17 protein-coding genes are annotated in these 21,651 nt (G+C 45.0%); 12 read left to right on the top strand and 5 right to left on the bottom strand.

All coding sequences use genetic code 11. The features are described 5' to 3' along the window. Positions 1 to 206: 206 nt before the first annotated feature. Positions 207 to 1,127 (top strand): hypothetical protein, encoded by a 921-nt coding sequence (locus D829_RS0112755; protein WP_017689287.1) that lies wholly within the window; start codon positions 207 to 209, stop codon positions 1,125 to 1,127. A gap of 166 nt (positions 1,128 to 1,293) precedes the next feature. On the opposite strand, the gene D829_RS0112750 is transcribed toward D829_RS0112755, so the two are convergent. After that, entirely contained in the window at positions 1,294 to 2,214 is a 921-nt protein-coding gene (locus tag D829_RS0112750; RefSeq protein ID WP_017689286.1) for an AraC family transcriptional regulator, read from the bottom strand. A gap of 172 nt (positions 2,215 to 2,386) precedes the next feature. On the opposite strand from D829_RS0112750, the gene yicI reads away from it, so the two are divergent. The 3 genes from yicI to D829_RS0112735 all read left to right on the top strand — a co-directional run bounded on the left by yicI (position 2,387) and on the right by D829_RS0112735 (position 7,255). Beyond that, positions 2,387 to 4,705, top strand: a complete 2,319-nt coding sequence (yicI, locus tag D829_RS0112745; protein ID WP_017689285.1) for an alpha-xylosidase — start codon at positions 2,387 to 2,389, stop codon at positions 4,703 to 4,705. Between the two features lie 75 nt (positions 4,706 to 4,780). Beyond that, a complete protein-coding gene (locus D829_RS0112740; protein ID WP_017689284.1) occupies positions 4,781 to 5,791 on the top strand; it encodes an aminoglycoside phosphotransferase family protein in 1,011 nt (336 codons plus the stop codon). 162 nt (positions 5,792 to 5,953) lie between these two features. Next, complete coding sequence (locus D829_RS0112735) at positions 5,954 to 7,255, top strand: MFS transporter (protein ID WP_017689283.1); 1,302 nt, start codon at positions 5,954 to 5,956, stop codon at positions 7,253 to 7,255. Between the two features lie 157 nt (positions 7,256 to 7,412). Here the strand turns inward: D829_RS0112735 and D829_RS0112730 are convergent, their stop codons facing one another. Continuing rightward, the gene (locus D829_RS0112730; RefSeq protein ID WP_017689282.1) at positions 7,413 to 8,759 is read right to left on the bottom strand and encodes an MFS transporter; all 1,347 of its coding nucleotides are present in this window, start codon (positions 8,757 to 8,759) and stop codon (positions 7,413 to 7,415) included. Positions 8,760 to 8,789: 30 nt separating this feature from the next. Continuing rightward, positions 8,790 to 9,236, bottom strand: coding sequence for a MarR family transcriptional regulator (locus D829_RS0112725; protein WP_235200756.1), 447 nt, complete (start codon positions 9,234 to 9,236; stop codon positions 8,790 to 8,792). A gap of 231 nt (positions 9,237 to 9,467) precedes the next feature. Here D829_RS0112725 and D829_RS0112720 point away from each other — a divergent pair, with 231 nt between their 5' ends. From D829_RS0112720 to D829_RS0112710, 3 genes are all read left to right on the top strand, one after another. After that, positions 9,468 to 9,941 carry an RbsD/FucU domain-containing protein gene (locus D829_RS0112720; protein ID WP_017689280.1) on the top strand — a complete coding sequence of 158 codons (474 nt, stop codon included), beginning with the start codon at positions 9,468 to 9,470 and terminating at the stop codon, positions 9,939 to 9,941. A gap of 238 nt (positions 9,942 to 10,179) precedes the next feature. Beyond that, the gene (locus tag D829_RS0112715; protein WP_017689279.1) at positions 10,180 to 10,668 is read left to right on the top strand and encodes a GNAT family N-acetyltransferase; all 489 of its coding nucleotides are present in this window, start codon (positions 10,180 to 10,182) and stop codon (positions 10,666 to 10,668) included. 77 nt (positions 10,669 to 10,745) lie between these two features. Next, complete coding sequence (locus D829_RS0112710) at positions 10,746 to 11,366, top strand: TraX family protein (RefSeq protein WP_017689278.1); 621 nt, start codon at positions 10,746 to 10,748, stop codon at positions 11,364 to 11,366. A gap of 126 nt (positions 11,367 to 11,492) precedes the next feature. On the opposite strand, the gene D829_RS30955 is transcribed toward D829_RS0112710, so the two are convergent. Together D829_RS30955 and D829_RS0112700 are read right to left on the bottom strand one after the other, a co-directional pair. Beyond that, positions 11,493 to 15,200, bottom strand: a complete 3,708-nt coding sequence (locus D829_RS30955) for a non-ribosomal peptide synthetase (RefSeq protein ID WP_017689277.1) — start codon at positions 15,198 to 15,200, stop codon at positions 11,493 to 11,495. A gap of 46 nt (positions 15,201 to 15,246) precedes the next feature. Continuing rightward, entirely contained in the window at positions 15,247 to 16,989 is a 1,743-nt protein-coding gene (locus D829_RS0112700; protein WP_036660925.1) for a methyl-accepting chemotaxis protein, read from the bottom strand. 510 nt (positions 16,990 to 17,499) lie between these two features. On the opposite strand from D829_RS0112700, the gene rpiA reads away from it, so the two are divergent. The 5 genes from rpiA (at position 17,500) to D829_RS0112675 (ending at position 21,622) form a co-directional block, all read left to right on the top strand. Then, entirely contained in the window at positions 17,500 to 18,171 is a 672-nt protein-coding gene (gene rpiA / locus D829_RS0112695; RefSeq protein WP_017689275.1) for a ribose-5-phosphate isomerase RpiA, read from the top strand. Between the two features lie 25 nt (positions 18,172 to 18,196). Continuing rightward, on the top strand, positions 18,197 to 18,796 hold the full coding sequence (locus D829_RS0112690; RefSeq protein WP_051153954.1) for a GNAT family protein: 600 nt from the start codon (positions 18,197 to 18,199) through the stop codon (positions 18,794 to 18,796). Positions 18,797 to 18,811: 15 nt separating this feature from the next. Then, positions 18,812 to 19,273, top strand: coding sequence for a MarR family transcriptional regulator (locus tag D829_RS0112685; protein WP_017689273.1), 462 nt, complete (start codon positions 18,812 to 18,814; stop codon positions 19,271 to 19,273). A 381-nt stretch (positions 19,274 to 19,654) separates the two neighbouring features. After that, the gene (locus tag D829_RS0112680; RefSeq protein WP_152417023.1) at positions 19,655 to 19,897 is read left to right on the top strand and encodes a hypothetical protein; all 243 of its coding nucleotides are present in this window, start codon (positions 19,655 to 19,657) and stop codon (positions 19,895 to 19,897) included. A 15-nt stretch (positions 19,898 to 19,912) separates the two neighbouring features. Further along, positions 19,913 to 21,622, top strand: a complete 1,710-nt coding sequence (locus D829_RS0112675; protein WP_017689271.1) for an ATP-binding protein — start codon at positions 19,913 to 19,915, stop codon at positions 21,620 to 21,622. Positions 21,623 to 21,651 lie beyond the last annotated feature (29 nt).

Below are 21,651 nucleotides of genomic sequence, written 5' to 3'. Positions count from 1 at the left end.
CGACTTTTGAACTATACATACAGAACTACGAATTCCCGAAATATAGTTATATGATTCTTTCGTCGTAAGTCTTAAAGATGATATTGCATATAAAAGCAATCCAAATTCGTCGTACCTAATAAGTATCCATTAAATGAATATGAAACGACACAATTTCATCCAGATTTGCACGTCAGAGCTGATAACTTCAGAGGGAGTGTACAAATATGAAAAGCAAAAGGGGTTACCGTTTTATCGTATTACTGAGTTGTTTGATCCTGTGTGCAAGTACAGCCTGTTCTTCCAAAGCCATAGCGGATGGTTCAGTCGACAGCTATGCAACGATTCATGGAAAACTTGTTGTGCCGGTAAGAGCGACGTGGGTGTGGGACACAACCCAGATTCGAAGCAATCCTCAAGAGGTGTTAAATTACGCTACAGCGAACAAGATCAATACGATCTATCTGCAGATGAACCGGGATATAAAAATTCCTGAGTATAAAAGTTTTATCCGTCAGGCGAGAGCCAAGAACATTGCGGTTGACGTCATGGATGGAAGATCAGCCTGGGGCTTGACGGAAAGTCGGGAGCAGATTGCATCTTTCCTGGACTGGATCGAGGCATATCAGGCGCAGGCGTTGCTTAATGAGAAGTTTGCTGGTATTCATCTGGATATTGAGCCACATGTGCACCCACAGTGGAAAATCAATCAGGCCAGTGTAATTACCCAGTGGCAAGGAAATGTGGAGTATATTGTTGAGCGAGCATCACGGATGAAGATGCCGGTAGCGGCTGATCTGCCTTTCTGGCTCGATAACTACAAAATTCCGGGTTCAACGATGGCCGTAAGCAGCTGGATGATTCGCAAGTTTGATTCCATCACTATTATGGCTTACCGCGATACAGCTGCTGCAATCTATAGTGTAGCGAAGGATGAACTTGCAGAAGCAGCTCTGCTTGGCAAGACGATCTCAATCGCCGTGGAAACAAAGCAAAGTAAGGAAGGCGACTTCATTACTTTTTATGAAGAGGGATCTGCTTATATGGAAGCACAATTAAAGTTGGTCGAAAAAATGGCTTCATCCCATACGTCCTTTAACGGTTTCTCCGTGCATGAATACACTTCATGGAAGACACTGAAAAAGTGAGATACTGTTAAGCTTCAAAGCGTAAGGCTGATAGCAGCCAATGAAATGAGTTCTAACTGAGACAATGTGGCTCAGATCAGATCGTTACCCCACTCGTTCCCAGGAAAGTTGATAAAGAAGATAAAGAAGGTGTTTGCAGCTGAATAGCTGTGAGCACCTTCTTCTTTTACACCTGAACCAGGGCAGACTCCATTCCTACGTTCTCATAGAACATTTTGCGATACTGTGAAGGTGTGGTGGCTTTATGCTTTTTAAATGTAGTGATGAAGTAGCTTAGATGCTCGAAACCTACATCCAGTGCGATATCTACAATTTTGTGATCCGTATTCTCAAGCTGAACACAGGCCTGTTGAACACGGTAATAGTTAATGTAATCAACTGGGGTTTTCTGCACCATCTGTTTGAAGAAACGACAGAAGTGCCCTTCACTCATATTGGCCTCATCAGCAAGTTCTTTCAGCTTTAATGGTTCAGGATAACGTTTGTGGATATAACTGAGCACGGATTTCAGGCGCTCTACCTTGTCATGACTCCCTGTAGCTACGGCGCCTTTGAGCGGAGCAGGTCTCATGTGTTCGAACATTCGGGCAAATATGAGGTACAGGTAGGCTTTCGTTGACATTTCACACGTTTCGGTTCGGCTAGCATGGACTGCAAATATACGTTTCAGGAGATCCAGAATTTCTTGTCCCCAATCCTCATCTGCCTTGATATGACAAGGGGGAATCACCGTTTTGTGTACCAGTGGACCGATGAATTTCTCTTGGACCGTATCAAAGGTGCGGCTGCCAAGCAGCTCGGGATTAAATACAATGGAAGAGAATACGCAGGGCACATCGCCCTTCAGATACCCTGCATGAATCTCGCCTCGATTGATGAAAATCGCTTCTCCAGCTTGAACTTCAACGGTGTTCATATCAATCTGAAAGACCGCGCAGCCTTTGGTAACCATGGTGAACTCCATCTCATCATGCCAGTGGCAATCCAGAATGCTATCTCCGTTCAGTTGCTGAATATCCGGGTACACACTGACGGGATACATGGCATTGCCGTGAATCCGGTCTTCCCGTAATCGTTCACGTTCCATATCAGATTCTCCTTTTATATCATTATTAATGTAATCGTTTCCATAGATTGGTGATGATGTTCAAGAATCGGATGGTTAATATCAAAATCGTGATATATTTGGTCAAAATAAGAGAAGAAATTCATTATTAATATCAATATTATTATAGTATAACTAAAGGGGGAAAGAAAACATGAAATTTACTGATGGATTCTGGATGACTCGTGAAGGGTACCACATTCAAAACCCGACTGACATTCGTGATATTGTGCAAAAAGATAATTCTTTGACCGTATACGCGGCAACTAAATATATTCGCAGCAAAGGCGACACGTTGAACGGTACATTGCTTAAAGCAACATACAGCTCACCTATGCCTAACGTTATTCGTGTAACCTTGAATCATCATAAAGGCGGAGTGAAAAAAGGGCCTGTATTTGAGCTTAACAAGCAAGATGCGAACGTTGAGATCTCAAAAAATGAACAAGGCGCAGTTTTGAAAAGCGGCAACCTGGAAGTTCAAATCGACAAAACAAACGGTTGGGACGTTAGCTTCCTATATGGAGGAAAACGTATTACAGGTAGTGGTCAAAGAGCGGCTGGTTATATTACAGGTCCAAGCAAGGAAGCGTACTTCCGCGAGCAGCTTGATCTCGGTATTGGTGAATATGTTTACGGACTCGGTGAGCGCTTCACGCCGTTTGTTAAGAATGGTCAAATCGTCGATACCTGGAATGAGGACGGCGGTACAAGCAGTGAGCAGTCATATAAGAATATTCCGTTCTACCTGTCCAATAAAGGATATGGCGTATTTGTAAACCATCCTGAACGCGTATCGTATGAGATTGCATCCGAGAATGTATCTAAAGTGCAGTTCAGCGTAGAAGGCGAGACGTTGGAGTACTTCATTATCGGCGGTGACAATCCTAAGGATGTACTTGATAATTATACGAAATTAACAGGTAAACCGGCGCTTCCACCGGCATGGACTTTTGGTCTGTGGCTGACAACTTCATTCACAACGGATTATGATGAAGCAACGGTTAACCATTTCGTAGATGGCATGGCTGAACGTGATCTTCCGCTGTCTGTATTCCATTTTGACTGCTTCTGGATGAAGGAATACCAATGGTCTGATTTTGTATGGGATGAAGCGATGTTCCCGGATCCGAAAGGCATGCTTGCACGTCTGAAAGAAAAGGGTCTTAAAATCTGTGCTTGGATCAATCCATATATTGCAGAAAAATCCTACTTGTTCGATGAAGGTATGGAGAACGGTTATCTGGTCAAAACAGCGGATGGCAGTGTATGGCAATGGGATATGTGGCAAGCAGGTATGGCTCTGGTTGACTTCACGAATCCGGATGCTGTGAATTGGTATAAGAGTAAGCTCGAAGTCCTACTGGATCAAGGTGTAGATTCCTTCAAGACCGACTTCGGTGAAAGAATTCCGACCGATGTTGTGTACTTCGATGGTTCTGATCCCGTTAAAATGCACAACTATTATACACAGCTCTATAACAAAGCTGTATTTGAATTGCTCGAAGAGAAAATTGGCAAAAACGAAGCTGCCCTGTTTGCACGCTCTGCAACAGCAGGTGGTCAACAGTTCCCGGTTCACTGGGGCGGTGACTGCTCTTCCACGTATGAATCCATGGCTGAATCGCTTCGCGGTGGCCTCTCGCTCGGACTTTCCGGTTTCGGATTCTGGAGCCATGATATCAGTGGTTTTGAAAGCACAGCTAGCCCTGACGTATACAAACGCTGGGTACAATTCGGACTTTTATCTTCACACAGTCGCCTGCACGGAAGCACTTCGTATCGTGTGCCCTGGCTGTTTGACGAGGAATCCGTGGACGTTGTTCGTGACTTTACCAAACTCAAAATCAGCCTGATGCCGTACCTGTACAATTCTGCGGTAGAGTCGACGGTAAAAGGTATTCCGATGATGCGCGCTATGCTGCTGGACTTCCCAGAGGACCCAACAACATACAGCCTTGATACGCAATACATGTTTGGTGACTCGATCCTGGTGGCTCCAATCTTCAACAAGGAGGGAGATGTGCGTTATTACCTGCCTGAAGGAACTTGGACGAACTATCTGACAGGAGCGAAAGTACAAGGTGGACGCTGGATCAGTGAAAACCATGACTTCAAAACACTGCCAATGATGATTAAGCCAAACAGTCTGATCGCTGTGGGTGCTGTAGATAGCAAACCGGATTATGACTTTGCAAATGATGTGTCCTTGCACTTGTTCGAACTGGCTGATGGTCAAACGACTCAAGCTGTAGTTGTGAACCAAGCTGCTGAACAGGAGCTGACAGTTAACGTTACACGTAATGGATCAGTGCTGGATGTTCGTGCTGAAGGTGCAGGCAAACCTTGGAACATCGTGCTTCGCGGCATTGAGAGTGTATCCAGCGTTGAAGGTGGTTCCCAATTGTCTGGTGCAAATGGTGTTGTTGTTACGGCAGCAACAGGCGCAACCTCGCTTACAATCCAACTGTAAAATGATATAGTAAAAGAAAAGGACGGTGCCGAAAGGTGCCGTCTGTTTGTCTACGATGATAGGAGATTGAATGAAATGAGTACAATGAATTCCGGTTTGCACTGCTCGATATCAGCTGAGATGCTGCATCATCTGGTAGAAATTAATTTTGGAAGCGATACCAAAGTAAAGGAGTTTGGTCTCCTGCAAGGTGGACTTTTTAATACAACCTATCGGATTCAACTTGAACATACATCCTATACGGATGTGATTTTACGTTTGGCTCCAGAACGGGGAGAGATGGCGACTGGTTCTGCGAGTGATTCCCTTTTTTCGTTCGAACGCACCATGATGGCGGCTGAACCGATTGTATATGAATATTACCGTAAGGCAGGCATTCCTGCTCCAAACATTATCGCCTGTGATGACAGCGGATCAATCATCCCAAGAACGTACATGTTTATGGAGTTTATCCCAAGTAAGCAGCTGGATCACGCATCAATTTCAGACATAGACAAAGAGCGATTGTATCATCAGCTTGGCGTCTATACCGCCATCATGCATCAGATCGAGGGTACATCGTTTGGCTGGCCGCAGGGAGATGGGACGATTAAAGGCTCGGATCAATGGTCCGAGGTGCTGCACTCTTTCGCAGAAGAAACAGCACTTAAAGCGGCACGAGCCGATTATATGTCAGGTGTGGGAGAAGAGATCGCAGCTATATTCATGAAAAATAAAGACTTATTTGATCAAGTGACCCGTCCGGTACTCGTTCATAATGACCTGTGGGAAGCAAATGTACTTGTTCATCAGGTAAATGGTGAGCTGAACATTGCGGCCATCATTGACGGAGATCGTTCCATGTTTGCCGACAGGGAGTTTGAAGCCATATTGTCGACAGAATCAGCGGCTTTTCATGAAGGATATGATCGTCCTCTGGACTCGTCTGCTGAAGGACAGACACGCAGGCTTGCGTACGGAATACTGTCTTCGTATTTTAATGCCTACGTTCATGAACATCAGGTCAATCAACCTGAAGATGGTCAGAAGTATCGCCAGCGCACGCTGGATTTACTGGAGCAATGGAAGCAACTTGGATATAACTAATTCGTAGGCGCCTAATAAGGTGAATGAGCTGTCTTGCACATATTTGTGCAGGCAGCTTCTTTGTGTGAACAAGTGGTAACATCCAACATGTCCTGAATAATCAACCTCCGAAACAAGCACAATAATGCTGTTGTGTGTAGAATCTGTAAAGGTGGTTGTGGTATGAACGATAAAAAGTGGGACCTCGTCGCACTTGCTTCCATCCCTTTAATTATGACCTTGGGTAACTCCATGCTTATACCGATCCTGCCACAGATTGAACGTGAGTTGAAGGTATCTGCATTCAAGGTCAGTATGCTCATTACAGTCTACGCTGTAGTTGCCATCCTGCTTATTCCTCTTGCAGGGTACTTGTCGGATCGTTTTGGCAGAAAAGCAGTTATCATTCCTAGCCTTGTCATTGCAGCCGTCGGAGGTGCTGTCGCTGGTGTGGCAGCATGGATGCTGAACGGAAACATAGCCTACTGGACCATTCTGGGTGGCAGGTTATTGCAGGGAATAGGTGCTGCCGGCGCATTTCCCATTGTTATCCCATTGGTTGGGGACATGTTCAATGATGAGAACGAAGTAAGCAAAAGTCTGGGAATCATTGAGACCTCGAATACGTTTGGTAAAGTTATAAGTCCGATTCTGGGTGCAGCGCTGGCCGTCTGGTTGTGGTATGCTCCATTCATGGCTATTCCTATACTTTGTGTGCTTTCGCTGGTCCTTGTTATTTTCCTGGTGAAGACTCCTCGGAAAAAAGAAAAGCCCCCCACCTTTCCTGAATTTGTGGCATCGATTCGTGACGTATTGAAAGAAAAGGGACGCTGGTTGTATGCGTTGTTTGCAATCGGTGGTATTTGCATGTTTGTCATTTTTGGTGTGTTATATTATCTATCCGAGACGCTGGAGAGCGAATTTGCCTTGAAAGGTGTTCTTAAAGGACTTGTCCTTGCGATTCCGCTGGCAGCGTTATGTCTGTCTTCATTCCTGGCAGGGAAGTGGATTGGGAAGAACAAAACGCGAATGAAATGGCTTGGCTTCACAGGACTTGCGCTTCTGACGATATCTCTTGGCGTTATAGGTTTATTCGATAATATCTATGTTGTAGTAGGTCTTTTCACATTGGGAAGTGCCGGAATAGGTGCAACGTTACCCTGTCTGGATGCCTTAATTACAGAAGGCGTGGACAAGAAACAGCGGGGCACAATCACGGCTCTATTCAGCAGCATGCGATTCATTGGGGTATCTCTTGGTCCACCTGTCGTCTCTTTGCTGATTGGTTCTCATCATTTCCTGCTTTTTGGTGTGCTTGCTGCGTCTGGCGCAGTGGGCGGATTGCTCACATTATTCGCAGTCAAGCCCGATAAGGGGGACCAACCTACTTCAGGAAGCGAGCGGAAACAGGATGAAACATCTATGGATGTGATCGAGACGAGTAGAGGGTATGCTCCCATAGGTCGCAAGAAAAGTCCATTTTAGATAAACGGTGCTGTATGTTACGTTCATTTTCAAGCAGTCTTAAGTTTGTTTAACATTCAGATCTGTTCGAATAAAAAACGCGTTTACGCCTAAGAAAGCGGATGAATTTGCTTTCTCGGTGTAAACGCGTTTTTATGTTCAGAATGACTTTAACCAATCATTCGTGTTTGCTCTTATTCGACTGGCTAGTTTCGGTGTTGCCGGCTCCAGATTGTGAATTTTTGGATTGATCTTGATCTGATTCTGAGTCCGTTGCAGTGATATGAGTATGAGCGAGCAGAGCGTGAGGTTCAATGGAGAAGCTGCCGCTTCGTTTACCCTGAATCAGATATATAAGCAAGAACAGAATCATAAACATCACGGAATATCGATACATATCGGTATAACTGGTTATGGCCGCAATGGCGCCAAGAAGAAGGGCACCGGTCGCAATACCCAGATCCAGCGAGTTCAAAAACATACCATTAGCCATACCCCGTTGAGTAGGAGATACAACTTGAATCATCCAGGTCTGCAGAGACGACTGCATGGAACCATAGCCGATCCCGTAGATAAAGGCAGCAATGAACAGGACGGACATGGAGGTTGCATATGAGAGCAGAATGAGGCCGGCAGCAATAAATATAGCTCCTGGAATGAGCAGTGCTTTTGGACCTTTATTGTCATAGATTCGTCCTGCAAATGGTCTAACCAATAACACGGCGAGTGCATTGAACAAAAAGAACAGCGCAGGATTGGCCAGATTGGCTTCCTTGCCATACAAAACGATGAATCCAACAAGTCCACCATAAGTGATGGATAATAGGCAATTCAGCACACTGGGCAGAATCAGCTTGCGGTTGAAAGGTGTCTTCTGTTTCGGGTTGGACCCTGAAGCACTTGTTGTGGCTTGTGGCATGATGGTTGTACTGTTATCGGTTCTGACTGCTTTTTTGCGTGTCAGCGAATAACTCAGTGGATAGATCACAGCGAGCACACCCGCAGTGCATAACATCAGGGTTACAAAACCTGCACCCTGGAGCAGAGTAACCCCAATGATTGGACCCATAGACATAGCCAGGCTAGTTGATAGACCAAAGTAACCCATACCTTCACCCATTCGTTTGACGGGCACAATGTCCGAGGCCATCGTTGGAAAAGCGGTACTGCTCATACCAAACCCGATACCAAACAACATTCTCAGCAACAAGAGCACGGCTATGCCCGCAGCAAAATAATAGCCGAGCGTTGCCAGCAGGGCTACGGACAGGCCTATATAGATCATGGCGTTACGAAGACCCTTCTCCAGTGCTTTCGCGGAATAGAGACGGGCTGCTATGGCACTTAGTGCAAACAGACAGGTGAATAAACTTACTTCAAACGCATTGGCGTGAAATCGCTCCTGAACGTAGGACGGAAGTGGAGAAACGATCATGTGCAGCTGCAAAAATAACAAAAAGTTGCACAGCATTAGCAGAATGAAATCGGTGGTCCATAGTCTAACTTGTGTAGATTGTTCTTTCATGATGACGAATTCCCCCTGAGTTGTGATTCATTACAAGTTGCGGTTAATGAGGGAAAGAGTATGTTTAAATGCTTCCATCTGGTCTTCGGATATACCTTCAGCAAGTTCTTTATTCATTTCTCTTTCGATCGGAACGAGGATATCAATTAACGCTTTGCCTTCCGTGGTGAGATATAACAGATAGGCCCTGCGATCCTGTTCGCTGGTCCGGCGTTCTACCCAGCCTTTTTTCTCAAGCAGATCAATAATCCGCGCAGTGGTGGGTTGGTCTTTGAAGACACGTGCAGCGAGTTCCTTCTGATTAACACCTTCACCGCGGTCAACATTAAAGAGAACAGAAAATTGCTCTGTCGTAATATCATAAGGTTTGAATCGCGTTGCAAGTAAAGCTACAGCTTTACGATGTGTGAAACCCAGCATGAATCCAACAGATTGTTCCAGTGTATAGTCCATGTGATTGCTAGACCTCGCTTCCATAATAAAATGTCCCGATTAATTAGTTGTTATAACAACTATATGTCAAACAAGTATTTTTGTCAAAATGAAATATTCTCATATCGAACGTACGTGTACACTGTGCAATGATCTAAAAATACTGTTAGAATAGTGATGAAACCGTTTTTATAGAATCGATGTCTAGCGTGCTTGAAGAATGGAGAAAACCAATTTGCTCTAACTGATGTTGGAGATGAACAAGGAGAGCTGTGTATGCTAAAGAATATACCCGCAATAATACCTCCAGAGTTACTCAAAATTATGTCCGAAATGGGTCATGGAGACGAGTTGGTTCTGGCGGATGGCAATTTCCCCGCAGCCAGTCATGCCAAGCGACTGGTACGCTGTGATGCACTGGGAGTCGTTGAACTGCTGGATGCCATCCTGCAATTATATCCACTGGATACCTATGCTGAGCGTCCCGCTGCTGTCATGCAGGTTGTGAAAGGGGACCAGGTGATCCCGATCATATGGGAAGACTACCGCCGGTTGATTGAAGAATATGAAGGCATCACGGATGCTTTTGATCATGAAGAGCGATTTGATTTTTATAAACGCGCTTCGGATGCCTATGTGATTGTTGCAACTGGTGAGCGCGCCCAATATGCCAATCTGATTTTGAAGAAAGGCGTCATTTTCCCCGATGCTGATCCTGGTCAGCAACAACAGAATGCTGAATCGAACTGAATATTTACGGCGACGGAGCAGGGGATGCTTTGGTCGCCTTTTTATTTTTGCCAATAACAAGGCAGTATAACAAAACGTACAGAATTGGCATGGACTTGATAGCGAGATTCCAAACTGGAAGCGTGTATGAACGAATAGTCAGCTCAATGCCCAAGATACTACAAACTTTGATGCAGATGATGAATGGGGAAAAGGAAAGGACTGTTTTACAATTGAAAGAAATACAAAGGAGGAGACGATGCTCTCCATCCCAGAGGAGTTGAGTGAAATGCAGCACCGAATCAGACAAGCGGATCTTCCTGATAGTAACGAAGTGGGACGTTTGTTCAATGAGTACAGGATGTTCTACAACCAAAATGCTGACATTGAGGCAGCACATCAGTATATTAGAGAACGAATGGAACGCCATGAATCGGTGATTTTGGTAGCAGAAAGGCCACTCTCAAATGGCATAATTTGTACTGGATTCGTTCAGCTATATCCCAGTTTCAGTTCGGTATCGATGGGGCCCGTCTGGGTGCTTAATGATCTATATGTGCATCCGGATTATCGTCAGCAAGGCATTGCCAGGAAGCTGCTGCAAGCAGCCAAGCAATTGGCATCTGAGCGAGGAGTTCTTCGTATATCACTCTCAACTGAGTTAAGTAACACGCAAGCGCAAGCTTTATATGAATCCGAAGGATATGCACAGGATACCAAATTCATGTATTATGAACTTAATGTATAAGAGTTTGCTCAAAAAGACTCACTATATGAATGAATGGCACACTCGTGTCGTCGGCAACAAGGGAGGGGAGTCGCAACATGATGCAGTGGATTGCCATGATCACGATGTTAATTGATCATATAGGGGCTGTCTTTTTTCCACATATTATAGAACTCAGGATCATCGGTCGTATCGCTTTTCCAATTTATGCTTTTGCAGTGTATATTGGTTATAAACATACACGAGACGTACAAAAATACATATGGCGGCTGTTCTGGATCGCGATCATATCACAGGTGCCGTTCATGGCTGCGTTTAATCATTATTCTCTGAACGTGGTATGGACATTGTGGTCAGCCCTGTTGGTATTATTCGTTATCGATAAATTGCCATCCCGCCTACTGGGGATTCCGATTGTAATTGGAGCAGGGTGGTTCATGGAAATTAGCCAAATGGATTACGGGATGTACGGGTTGTTATTGGTCCTGTTATTCCGTTATTTCCAGGGTCCTGTACTTGTCGTGGCACATGTCGTGTTAAATGCACTATATCTTCTGCTGCATAACAGCTCTGTGCAAATGTATAGTGTGCTGGCAACCGCCGGCATTGCTATTGCTCAGTATTACCAAGCGGGATTCCGTATAAAGGGGCCACGTTGGGTCTGGCGCTATTTCTATCCAGCGCATCTTGCCATCATTGCAATTATCCGATGGGTCTAAAAGAATGATCCGGAATGAAGCCAAACACAAAGAAGCCACTTTCATCGTCATTTACTGACGAGAAGGTGGCTTCTTTGTGTTATTTATGATTATTGCTAATGTACGAAGTGTTGAAAATAAAGAACTTTATTCCATTGCTGTAGAAGTGTCATAATGTGGCCGAATTGTAGTCGGGAAATACCCAATCTGAACGGCGTAGTCTAACATGGCGGAGATGAAGCGATCATCTGTTTTTGCACATGAGATTCCGGCAGGTTCCACATAAGCCGTTGTGACAGGGCAAGCATAGACATATGCTGAATCCTTCGCACCGTCGCCTTCAAGCTGCGCAATAGCCAACTGAAGAGCTTCAGGCTCCTTGCTGATACTGGCATCGAATAACCAACGTGTGTAATCCGCAAAAGGTAGCGTTTCGACTTCGTAACCAGCCCGATTCACAGAACGGATCAGCTCGTCATAACGGATGGGCTCCGGATTACAGATGTGGAATACACGACCGGCGGTATCCTGACGTAAGGCCAGATGAACGATAGCTTCACTTGCATAGTTTATCGGTGTAAAATCAACCATCCAGTCAGCCGCAGGAGCCTTGCCGAGCAATAACATTGCTTTGATCATACGATAAAAGGCGTTGCTATCAATATTGGACTGGAAGCGTCCAGTTTCGGAGTGGCAAGTGAGATTACCTGCACGATAGATGCTGACAGGCACACCTTGCTCGGCGGCAATCATGAGCACTTTCTCGGCTTCAAGCTTGCTGTCCGAATACAGGTTGTCCACATGCAAGTCAGCCGGGAACCGATCATATTGCAGGGAGGATTCCCATTGTCCGCTGAGTGCGAGATCTTCCGGAATACCCATCGTGGATACATGGTGGAAGGATGCCCCAGGTTTGCTGCGTATCAAGTCTAGCAATGCGACCGTTCCTTCCACGTTCGTTTTGGCGAACTGATCGGCATCTCCGAAATGACGTACGTCTGCAGCGCAGTGGATGACACGGTCAATTCGTTCCTGAACATAAGCCGTTTGTTCAGCGGACAGACCGAGATTAGGTTGTTCGAGATCCCCTTCAATAATCTCCACGCGAGCTACGAGTTGGTCAGTCAGTTGTTTGCCGAAATAGCCTTCCAGCACGTTAGTCAAACGTTCCATTGCAGTTATTCCATTGGATGGTCGACGAACAAGGGTGTAGATTCGTGTACTGGAATTCAGAATTAACTGTTGCAGCACATGAGAGCCCAGATAACCAGTTGCTCCAGTCAGCAACACATGCTCAGGTTCACGAATGAGCGGATACCCCAACTGTGATGTTAGCTCCACAGGGTGTTCGGATAATTGTGTAATCATGCCTTCGGTCACCACTGAATCCGTAACTTCTGCAGCACTGAGAGACAATACTTCCACACGACGAGCGAGAGCGCGGACTGTTTTTTCGGCAAAGAAGTCGGCAATGTTCAGTTGCGGATAATGTGGCTTCAGAATGACCAGTACATGAATGACCCGGAGTGAATCACCACCGATATTGAAGAAACTGTCTTCGACACCGAAGTCATCATGCTGAAGGATTTCTTTCCATGCGTCCAGGATATTGGATTCCGTCTCCGTCTCAGGCATGACCCGGTCAGGGCGATCTTCATGTCGTTCCACATGAGACAGGGATACCATCGCTTTGCGATTGATTTTTCCAGTTGGTGCAATCGGCATTTCATCCAGTTGACAGATCCACTTCGGTACAAAATAAGAAGGAAGTTTCTCTGTCAGTTCTGCCTTGATGTCCGAAACAGAGAGGGTACTGCCATCTTTCGATGTAAAGTAACCAACCAGCATATTTTGTCCATCGGATTCTTTCTTCGGAATGACGGCAACGTTCTGGATCTGATCAAGCCGTGCAAAGTGATCTTCAATCTCCCCGATCTCAATCCGGTGACCACGAATTTTTAGCTGAGAGTCACTACGACCAACATATTCCAGCAACCCGGTATCCAGCAATTTGGCAATATCGCCAGACTTGTAGATTTTCTCACCTATCGCAAACGGGTTCTCAATGAATGCTTGCTCTGTACGTTCTGGCTGATTCAGATAACCTTTGGCCAATGCAGGGGTAGCAATATATACCTCACCAGGTACACCTGCCGGACAGAGCTGTTGTTCTTCATTCACAATGTATACTTTGTAGTTATGAATCGGTTTACCGATAGGGATGTTCACCACATGTTCTGGAACCTGCTCACTGATGCGGTGAGTGGCTGTGGCTACTGTACATTCGGTAGGACCGTACACATTAACAATATCAATCTGGTTTCCAAATTTGCGCTGGAAGGCGCGAACCTGTTCACCATAGAGCGCTTCTCCGGCTACAGTAATGATTCTGACTTTGGCCAGCTTGTGAAAACCTTCATCGGATAAGTAGGAAGCAAGCTGATTGAAGAAAATCGTAGGCAGTATCGTAATAATGGTTGTTCCTGTCCGTTCAATTGCACTTGCGAATTCTTCAACGGATACACGTTCTTCCGCAGACAACAGATATAATTCTGCTCCATAGAACAAGGCGCCAATGGTATCCCACACGGATGCATCGAAGCTGTATGTAGCAAACTGGGTTAATACATCACCTGGTTGAATGTCACAATCACGCTGAACCACACTGCCAAGATTGGTTACACCCCGGTGGGCAATCAGTGCACCTTTGGGTTTACCGGTCGACCCTGACGTGTAGATAATATACGCAAGATCATCGGGCTGAATATCCAGATTGGGGTTACTTGCTGCAAATCCGGCTAAACGACCATCTACAGCGAGAATCTGACGGACCGTAGCTATACTGGAGAACAAGCTGGAAGCTTGGGCATAAGAAGCCTCCGTTGTCAGCACGAATGAGGACGCCGTATCTTCCACGATATAACTGTTACGTTCTTGTGGATGCTCAGGGTCGATCGGAACATATGCACCACCTGCCTTCAGAATACCAAGTAGGGAGATGATCGTCTCCAGACTTCGATCCATAAAGATACTGACGAATTCACCTTTCTGCAATCCATTGGATAACAGAACACGTGCAACCTGATTAGCTCGTTCATTCAATTCCCTGTACGTATAACTTTTGGATGGCGATGTTATCGCCGGTGAATCCGGATATGCCGCGGCCGTTGCTTCGAACCAGCCATGAACCGTCTGATTCTCTGGTTGGAGAACAGAAGTATCATTCATTTCACGGTAAAGCAATCGATCTGAGGCGGAAAGAATATCCACCGTACCGATTGCTTTCTCACCGTCACGCACATGGGCGAGTAGAAGAGTCTGATAATATTCTGCATATCTCAGCACGGTAGATTCTTTCAACAGTGAACTATCATAGAACAGATCGAGGATGAGCATGTTCTGATCATCTCGAACGTTCCAATTTAATATTTGAGGAGCTTGAGGCAACTGTACACTATTCAGCATAAAAAACGTTTCAGGGTATCCACCGTTTTGCAACGTGTATTCAATCTTGAGCTGCTCTGAAACCTGATGACATAGTTGGCTGAAGGTCAATTTCCCCTGAATCTGTAATGAAAGATAGGAAGCTGCCTGATCGGGGGAAAGTATACCTATGGCAAGTTCCTGTTCAGCTGACAATCGGAATAACAAGGCTGCATAAGCTGAGAGGAGTACCGGGTACACCATCTGTTCTCCATACTTCTGTTTAAGTTCACGGCTCAGAGAAGCATGTAATGTGATTTGAGCAGACTGATAAGAGAATGATTGTTGACGTCGCCCAAAATCCAGTGGAATCTGCAGAACTGGCAAGCTAGATTCCATGGAATGGGAAGAAGATGGTTGGTTTTCAATCACTTCAGTTATTCCTCCTTGATTCAAACCGAATGTTTGTGGATTCGAATTATTGTTTGCTTACATTGAAATGAGAGATCAGTTCCTGGAGTTCCTCAGACATGCTGTTAAGGCGTGTGGAGGAGTCTACCAGTGTAATCAAAGATGCTTTTTGCTCATCAACAGATGAGGAAATTTGTTCACTGCTGTTTGCTGTCTTACTTACGCTTGAAGACAAGTCATCTGCTGTAGCGGTCATTTCCTCCGTACCCGCAGAGATTTCTTCCGTTGCGCTTGATACTTCCTGAATCTGATTAGATACTTTTTTCGCTGCTTCTAAAATATCTTCGAACAGTTGTCCTGTTTGATCGGCTACGCTGAGCCCTGTATCTACTTCTGACGTGCCTTGTTCCATAGCACGTACAGCTTGTTTAATTCCAGCTTGAATCTCTTGGATCAATACACCAACCTGGCTGGTTGCTTGTTCAGACTGCTCAGCAAGTTTGCGTACTTCACCTGCAACAACTGCAAATCCTCTTCCTTCTTCACCAACACGAGCTGCTTCAATGGATGCATTAAGAGCAAGCAAGTTAGTCTGGCTGGAGATTCCCGAGATGATATTGAGAATATCGCCGATTTCCTGTGAACGACTCTCCAGAACCTCAATGGCAGAAGCGGTATTCTTAACCGATTCCGTAATCAGATTCATCTGTTCAGATACCTGACGGACAACGCTGTTACCTTGTTGCGAACGACGTTCCATCTCATAGGCTTCATCCGCTACACTTGCCGAGCTGCTGGCAATCGTCTGGATTACGGTAGCCATCTCGGACATGGCACGTGCACTATCCCGGGTTGCCTGTTCCTGTGAACGAATGTTGGAAGTGATTTGAGTCACATTATTATTGATAGAATCTGCATTCTCACTGTTGCGCTCGGAAACTTCATATAACTCTTTGGCAGACTGATTTACTTCTTGTGACGTGATTTGCACTTTAACGATAGTATCGTTGATTTTGCGAACCATGGTGTTAAACTTCTCGTTAACGAGTCCCAGATCGTCTTTGCCTGTCGGAATGTTGACATTCAAATTACCCCGACTGACGTCATCAATTCCTTTGATCAAGTGACGGATAGGGGAAAGTGTGTTTTTAACTACAAGGTATTGGATAATCAGGAATAACAGCAAGAAGGCCACAAGGATGATAATTCCGTTTTTGAGCAAGGAGTTTAGTCCCGCGGGTACGGCTGATGCATCTGCATCAATGGCAAAATAGGAGAAAATCTTACCGTTGCTGTCTTTGATTGGATATGCAATGGTTGTCCATGTTCCGAAATCATCGGAATAGAATGTTGTGAATGTTGGGCGATCCGTATTAAGCATTTCTTTCAGTGCATTGGCTACAACGACCGGCTGCTCATACATGTCACCAATATTTACGTTCTCACTTTGAAAAGCCTCTCTTAGGTTGGTCGGCATCGCTACAAGGGAAGTTAATCTCTTGTTATCGCCACCGAGCTCAACACCGAAGATGTATGCTTGTGCAATGTTAGGATAATATTCTTGCATTTCATCGAAATACGCTCGTAATTTTGTTTGTGTTGCTCCATCATAGCTACCTTCCGCAATTGCAGCTTGTACCTCGGCAGGATTGATATCTTCAGCCCACTTTTTGGTGATTTGTTCCACCTGTCCGTGCAGTTGATCAACAAGAATTGTTTTTTGGAAATAGTAACTGCTTGCGATAAGTGCTACCCCGATGATAATGATATTGGTAAATGAGAGTAACAAATTTTTGGAGAAAAACGACATGCTTTTCCAACTTAATGATTTCACTAAATTTCACTCCTGATCTTCTTTAAATTAAGAAACTTTAGGTTTGCTTTGGTACAGTGAACTAGATCATTCCGTGATCCCCTCCAAAGGAAATTTATGCGACCATGGTCTTGGTTTATCAGTCGCTTTCGTAGAGACTTATGTACCGTATGAACCATAGGTGTCTAATTATTAAAACACATCTATAATTAATATGTCGTATAAAATGTCGTTAAATTGAATAGTATCGTTAAATTTTTTTTAATATTTTACGTATTTATGGACATATCAGATGTATTATAGGTATTTAGAACTGTTTATTTTAAAATTTCCCATTTTTTAGCTTCATTCTGTATTCTATAACATGGTGGGTAAAAATACATCCTTCAACAAAACAAAAATATGATGGCAAAGATGCAACAGAAGGCACGGATATACATCGGAAGCGGTTTTATCTATAATAACTACATATGCATTTCTCAAATTATGAGCAGCGGGGGTTTATAGATGAATCTTAAACAGATAGCAGCAGAGCGTGCGGCAGAATATGTTGAAGATGGAATGAAGGTTGGATTGGGTACAGGTTCAACAGCTTATTATGCCATCTGCCGAATCGGTGAGCGGGTACGTGATGGATTGAACATTCAAGCGGTTGCCACTTCAGAGGCTTCGGACAAGCTTGCCCGTGAATGGGGGATTCCCATCGTCCCATTTGACCAGATTGGACGTCTGGATCTGACCATTGATGGCGCTGATGAAGTTGATCCCGAGTTTAACCTGATTAAAGGGGGGGGAGGGGCTCTTTTGCGTGAGAAAATTGTGGCAGCCAATAGTGACAAATTGATTATTGTAGCGGATGGCAGCAAAGCCGTGCAAAAGTTGGGGAAATTCCCGCTTCCAGTTGAGGTGGTTCCATTTGCTTCTGAGTGGACCTTCCAGGCGCTCGAACAATTGGGGTGTCAACCACAGTGGCGGATGGATGGACAGCAACGTTATCTGACAGACAACGGAAACCTGATAGCGGATTGCCACTTGGAGGCGATTGATCACGCTGCGGACCTTAATGTTCAATTGAACATGTTACCAGGTGTTGTTGATAACGGACTATTTGTGGATATGGCTAGTACAGTCATTCTTGCCAATGCGGACGGAAGTATCGAAGAGCTTCATCGTTCTTAATATGGAAGAGGGTGATTTTCATCGTATGAAAGAACTGCCAATCGTTGATGGTGAACTTGTACTCAGGTGTGTGGAGAAACAGGATCTGAAAGAACTCTACGAATTGATCTACAGTGATGACGTACCTGAATGGAAGCAATGGGATGCACCCTATTACCCACTTAAACACGAAAGTTATCAAAGTTTCGAACAAGGTATGCTCAAACGTATGAACGTTGATCCTGGTGATACCAAACCGGTATCAATCCGTATTATTGAATCCGACAGACAAATTGTGGGTACAATCAGCTATTACATAGAAGATGAGTTATCCATGTGGCTGGAAATGGGGATTGTAATATACAGATCTGTCCAGTGGGGACGCGGGGTTGGCACACGCTCACTTGTCATGTGGTCAAGTCATCTGTTCGAACAGCTGCCTTTGGTTCGGGTTGGATTGACTACTTGGTCTGGTAATGAACGAATGATGCGTGCGGCTGTGAAAGCCGGATTACAGGTGGAAGGGCGAATGCGGAAATGTCGTATCGTTCGCGGGCAGTACTATGATTCAATTCGTATGGGGATGCTCCGTGAGGAGTGGGAGCAGAAGCTGGCCCCTCATACGAGCCGAAATGCAAACAACTGATGGAGGATTATTGAAATGCTGAACACGGAGGACAACCGGGAACTGTCTTTACAATTATTCGTGGTTCTTGTTCGGGCCTACAATTCTGTGACCTCACGTTCCAATCGGGATATCCAGAGTCACGGACTGAATACGACAGAATTTGGTGTGCTTGATTTGTTATATCATAAGGGACCGCAGGCATTGCAAAAGATTGGTGAAAAGGTGTTAATGTCCAGTGGTAACATTACGTATGTTGTAGATAAGTTGCAAAATAAAAATCTGCTGTTTCGTCGACCATCCAAGGAAGATCGGCGTGTCATTTACGCTGAGTTAACCGAGGAAGGAAGAGAATTGTTCACACAGATATTTCCTCAACACCATCAGGTCATCATTGATGCTTTGGAAGGACTTGATCCTTCCGAGAAAGTGGATGCGATTAAGATGTTGAAGAAGCTGGGACTGGCGGCAGAAGGGAAAACTGACTTGCGTTCATAACGCAGGTCAGTTTTTTTGTGGAGCTCGAAAAGTACAGGCATATACTGGCTGACTGACTTGCAAGGCCCTCCATAATATAGGAAGATTGTTCTATACATTCATCGTGTGTAAAACATGATCATCGAAAGTTCATGTATAATGGAACAGAACGATTAAGAGCGGAATGGATGGATTGGATCAAGTAGAAGAACCTATCCCGATTGCAAGTTAGCTAACAACGATCTCATTCTGGATTAGTCACGAATGAAGATTGAGTTTGACGCGGGTTACATCAACGAATCCATGCCATATGGAGATGCCGCGCAATCGTACTTGCAGTGCTTGCTTGAGAATAAACGGAAAGAAGCCGCCCACCCAATATGAAATTGGACGATTGTGGCAATGCCATCGTATCAGTGTGGGGCAAGAACACTTTTGTACGGCAGCGACCCAGTCATTCATATCACGGCAACGGCACATATGAAGATTATGGTTGGGGGATATCCCTTTAATATTGATCATGAGTTGTGGAAAACGATAGGAGCCGACGGTTATGCTCCGGGAGCCGATGAGGCAGTTGCGGTTGCAGAACAATTACTGGCTCAGCCAGCGACATGTAATCATCTTGATATGGTTAGGGATTAAGAAAGGGATGATGTAATGTCTAATGAGAACGGAGAGATAGAGAGGCTACGCAGAACGATTGAGCAGTTATCCGATCAGATGATCCGTAGTAAGGAGCAAGAGGAAAGGACGCTTGCGGAATTCTCGGATATGAATAATGAACTGGTCACACTCCAGCGTTTGCTTGCTAAGAACAATAACAGCCTTGAAGCTGCACGTCAGCAAGCAGTAAGTGCAGGTGAATCCAAAAGCACGTTTATTGCAGGTATCAGTCATGATTTTCGTACGCCATTAAATGGCATCTTGGGGATGGCTGAGATGCTTAAGCTGTCTCCTTTGTCTGAAGAACAGGAGAATTCCGTTTCTGTTATACAAGATGCTGCCAGACTACTGCTTAAGCTGATCCAGGATCTTCTGGATCTGTCCAAACTTGAGGCGGGGCAGATGCGACTTGAACTGGGAGAAGTGGATCTTCAAGAGACGATAAACTATATTGTTCGTTTGCTCGAGCCCCAAGTCAGAAAGAACGGAAATCAGTTATCGATAGACTGTGACCCCAGAATCTCTACTCTTCTTGAAGGGGATTCAACGAGGATTACACAGATACTGATCAATCTAATTCAGAATGCGAACAAATTCACATCAGAAGGTACGGTGCGGATACGAGTCACCCTTATGAAAGATGATGAGATTACACAAATGATCCGACTTGAAGTCGAAGACACGGGGATTGGTATCTCGGAAGAAGATCAGAGCCAGTTATTTCAACCCTACATGCAGACTGAACGAGGTCGCTCAAGTGAGTATGGTGGAACGGGCCTTGGATTATCGATCTGCAGGTCGCTCGTTACACTGATGGAAGGTCAGATTGGAGTAGACAGTCAGGAGGGTGAAGGATCAACATTCTGGTTCGAACTTACACTTGGTAAGAAAGACGGTAACCAGTCCGCTAACCAGTCTGTTGCTTCCGCTCAAGAGCATCAGGGGCAGGATATGGATGACGAAGCTCCTTCTGTATCTGTATTGCTGGCCGATGATAATGTCATCAACCGGCAGCTTGTTATGCTGCAACTCAAAAAACTGGGAATAACCCAAGTGGACGCTGTAGTGAATGGGGAAGAGGCAATAGCTGCTTTTCTCAGCAAAAAATACAGTTTGATTCTCATGGACTATATGATGCCAGTGATGGACGGTTTGGAGGCAACACGCAAAATCCGCTCGATAGAAATGGATGAAATGCGCCATACCACACCAATTATTGCAATGACAGGTAATGTCATGCAGGGAGAGAAAGACAAGTGTATGGAAGCCGGGATGAATGACTTTATTGGCAAACCCTTCACGCTGGAAATTCTGAGTAAGATGATCGAGAAGTGGCAGCAATCCTCCGAACCGACCGAGGTACTAAATATGAGCATCGTACATGAGATTGCGGAATTAAACACCGATGGCGATCGTACCCTCCTTGGTATGTTGTTGGACATGTATCGTACCGAGACACCTGGCAAGATTGAGGTGCTGCGCAGACATATTGTGTCCGGCGACCATGTTGCTGCAACCGAGGTAGCCCATGATCTGAAATCAGGGAGTTTGAGCCTAGGGATTCGTTATTTATCAACTTTGTTTGCCCAGATAGAGCAGTTCGCGAAGGAAGGTCAATCACGGAAAGCAGAACCTTTGCTGGATGCTTTGTTACCCGCCTATCAAGCAGCATGTGCATCACTGCAACGAGTAAGTAAAGATTGAACATATCTTAATAAGGAAAGAGGGTAGGG

The sequence above is a fragment of the Paenibacillus sp. PAMC 26794 genome (assembly GCF_000316035.1).
GTDB lineage: Bacteria > Bacillota > Bacilli > Paenibacillales > Paenibacillaceae > Paenibacillus.
This window is presented reverse-complemented; position numbering and strand designations above follow the sequence as displayed.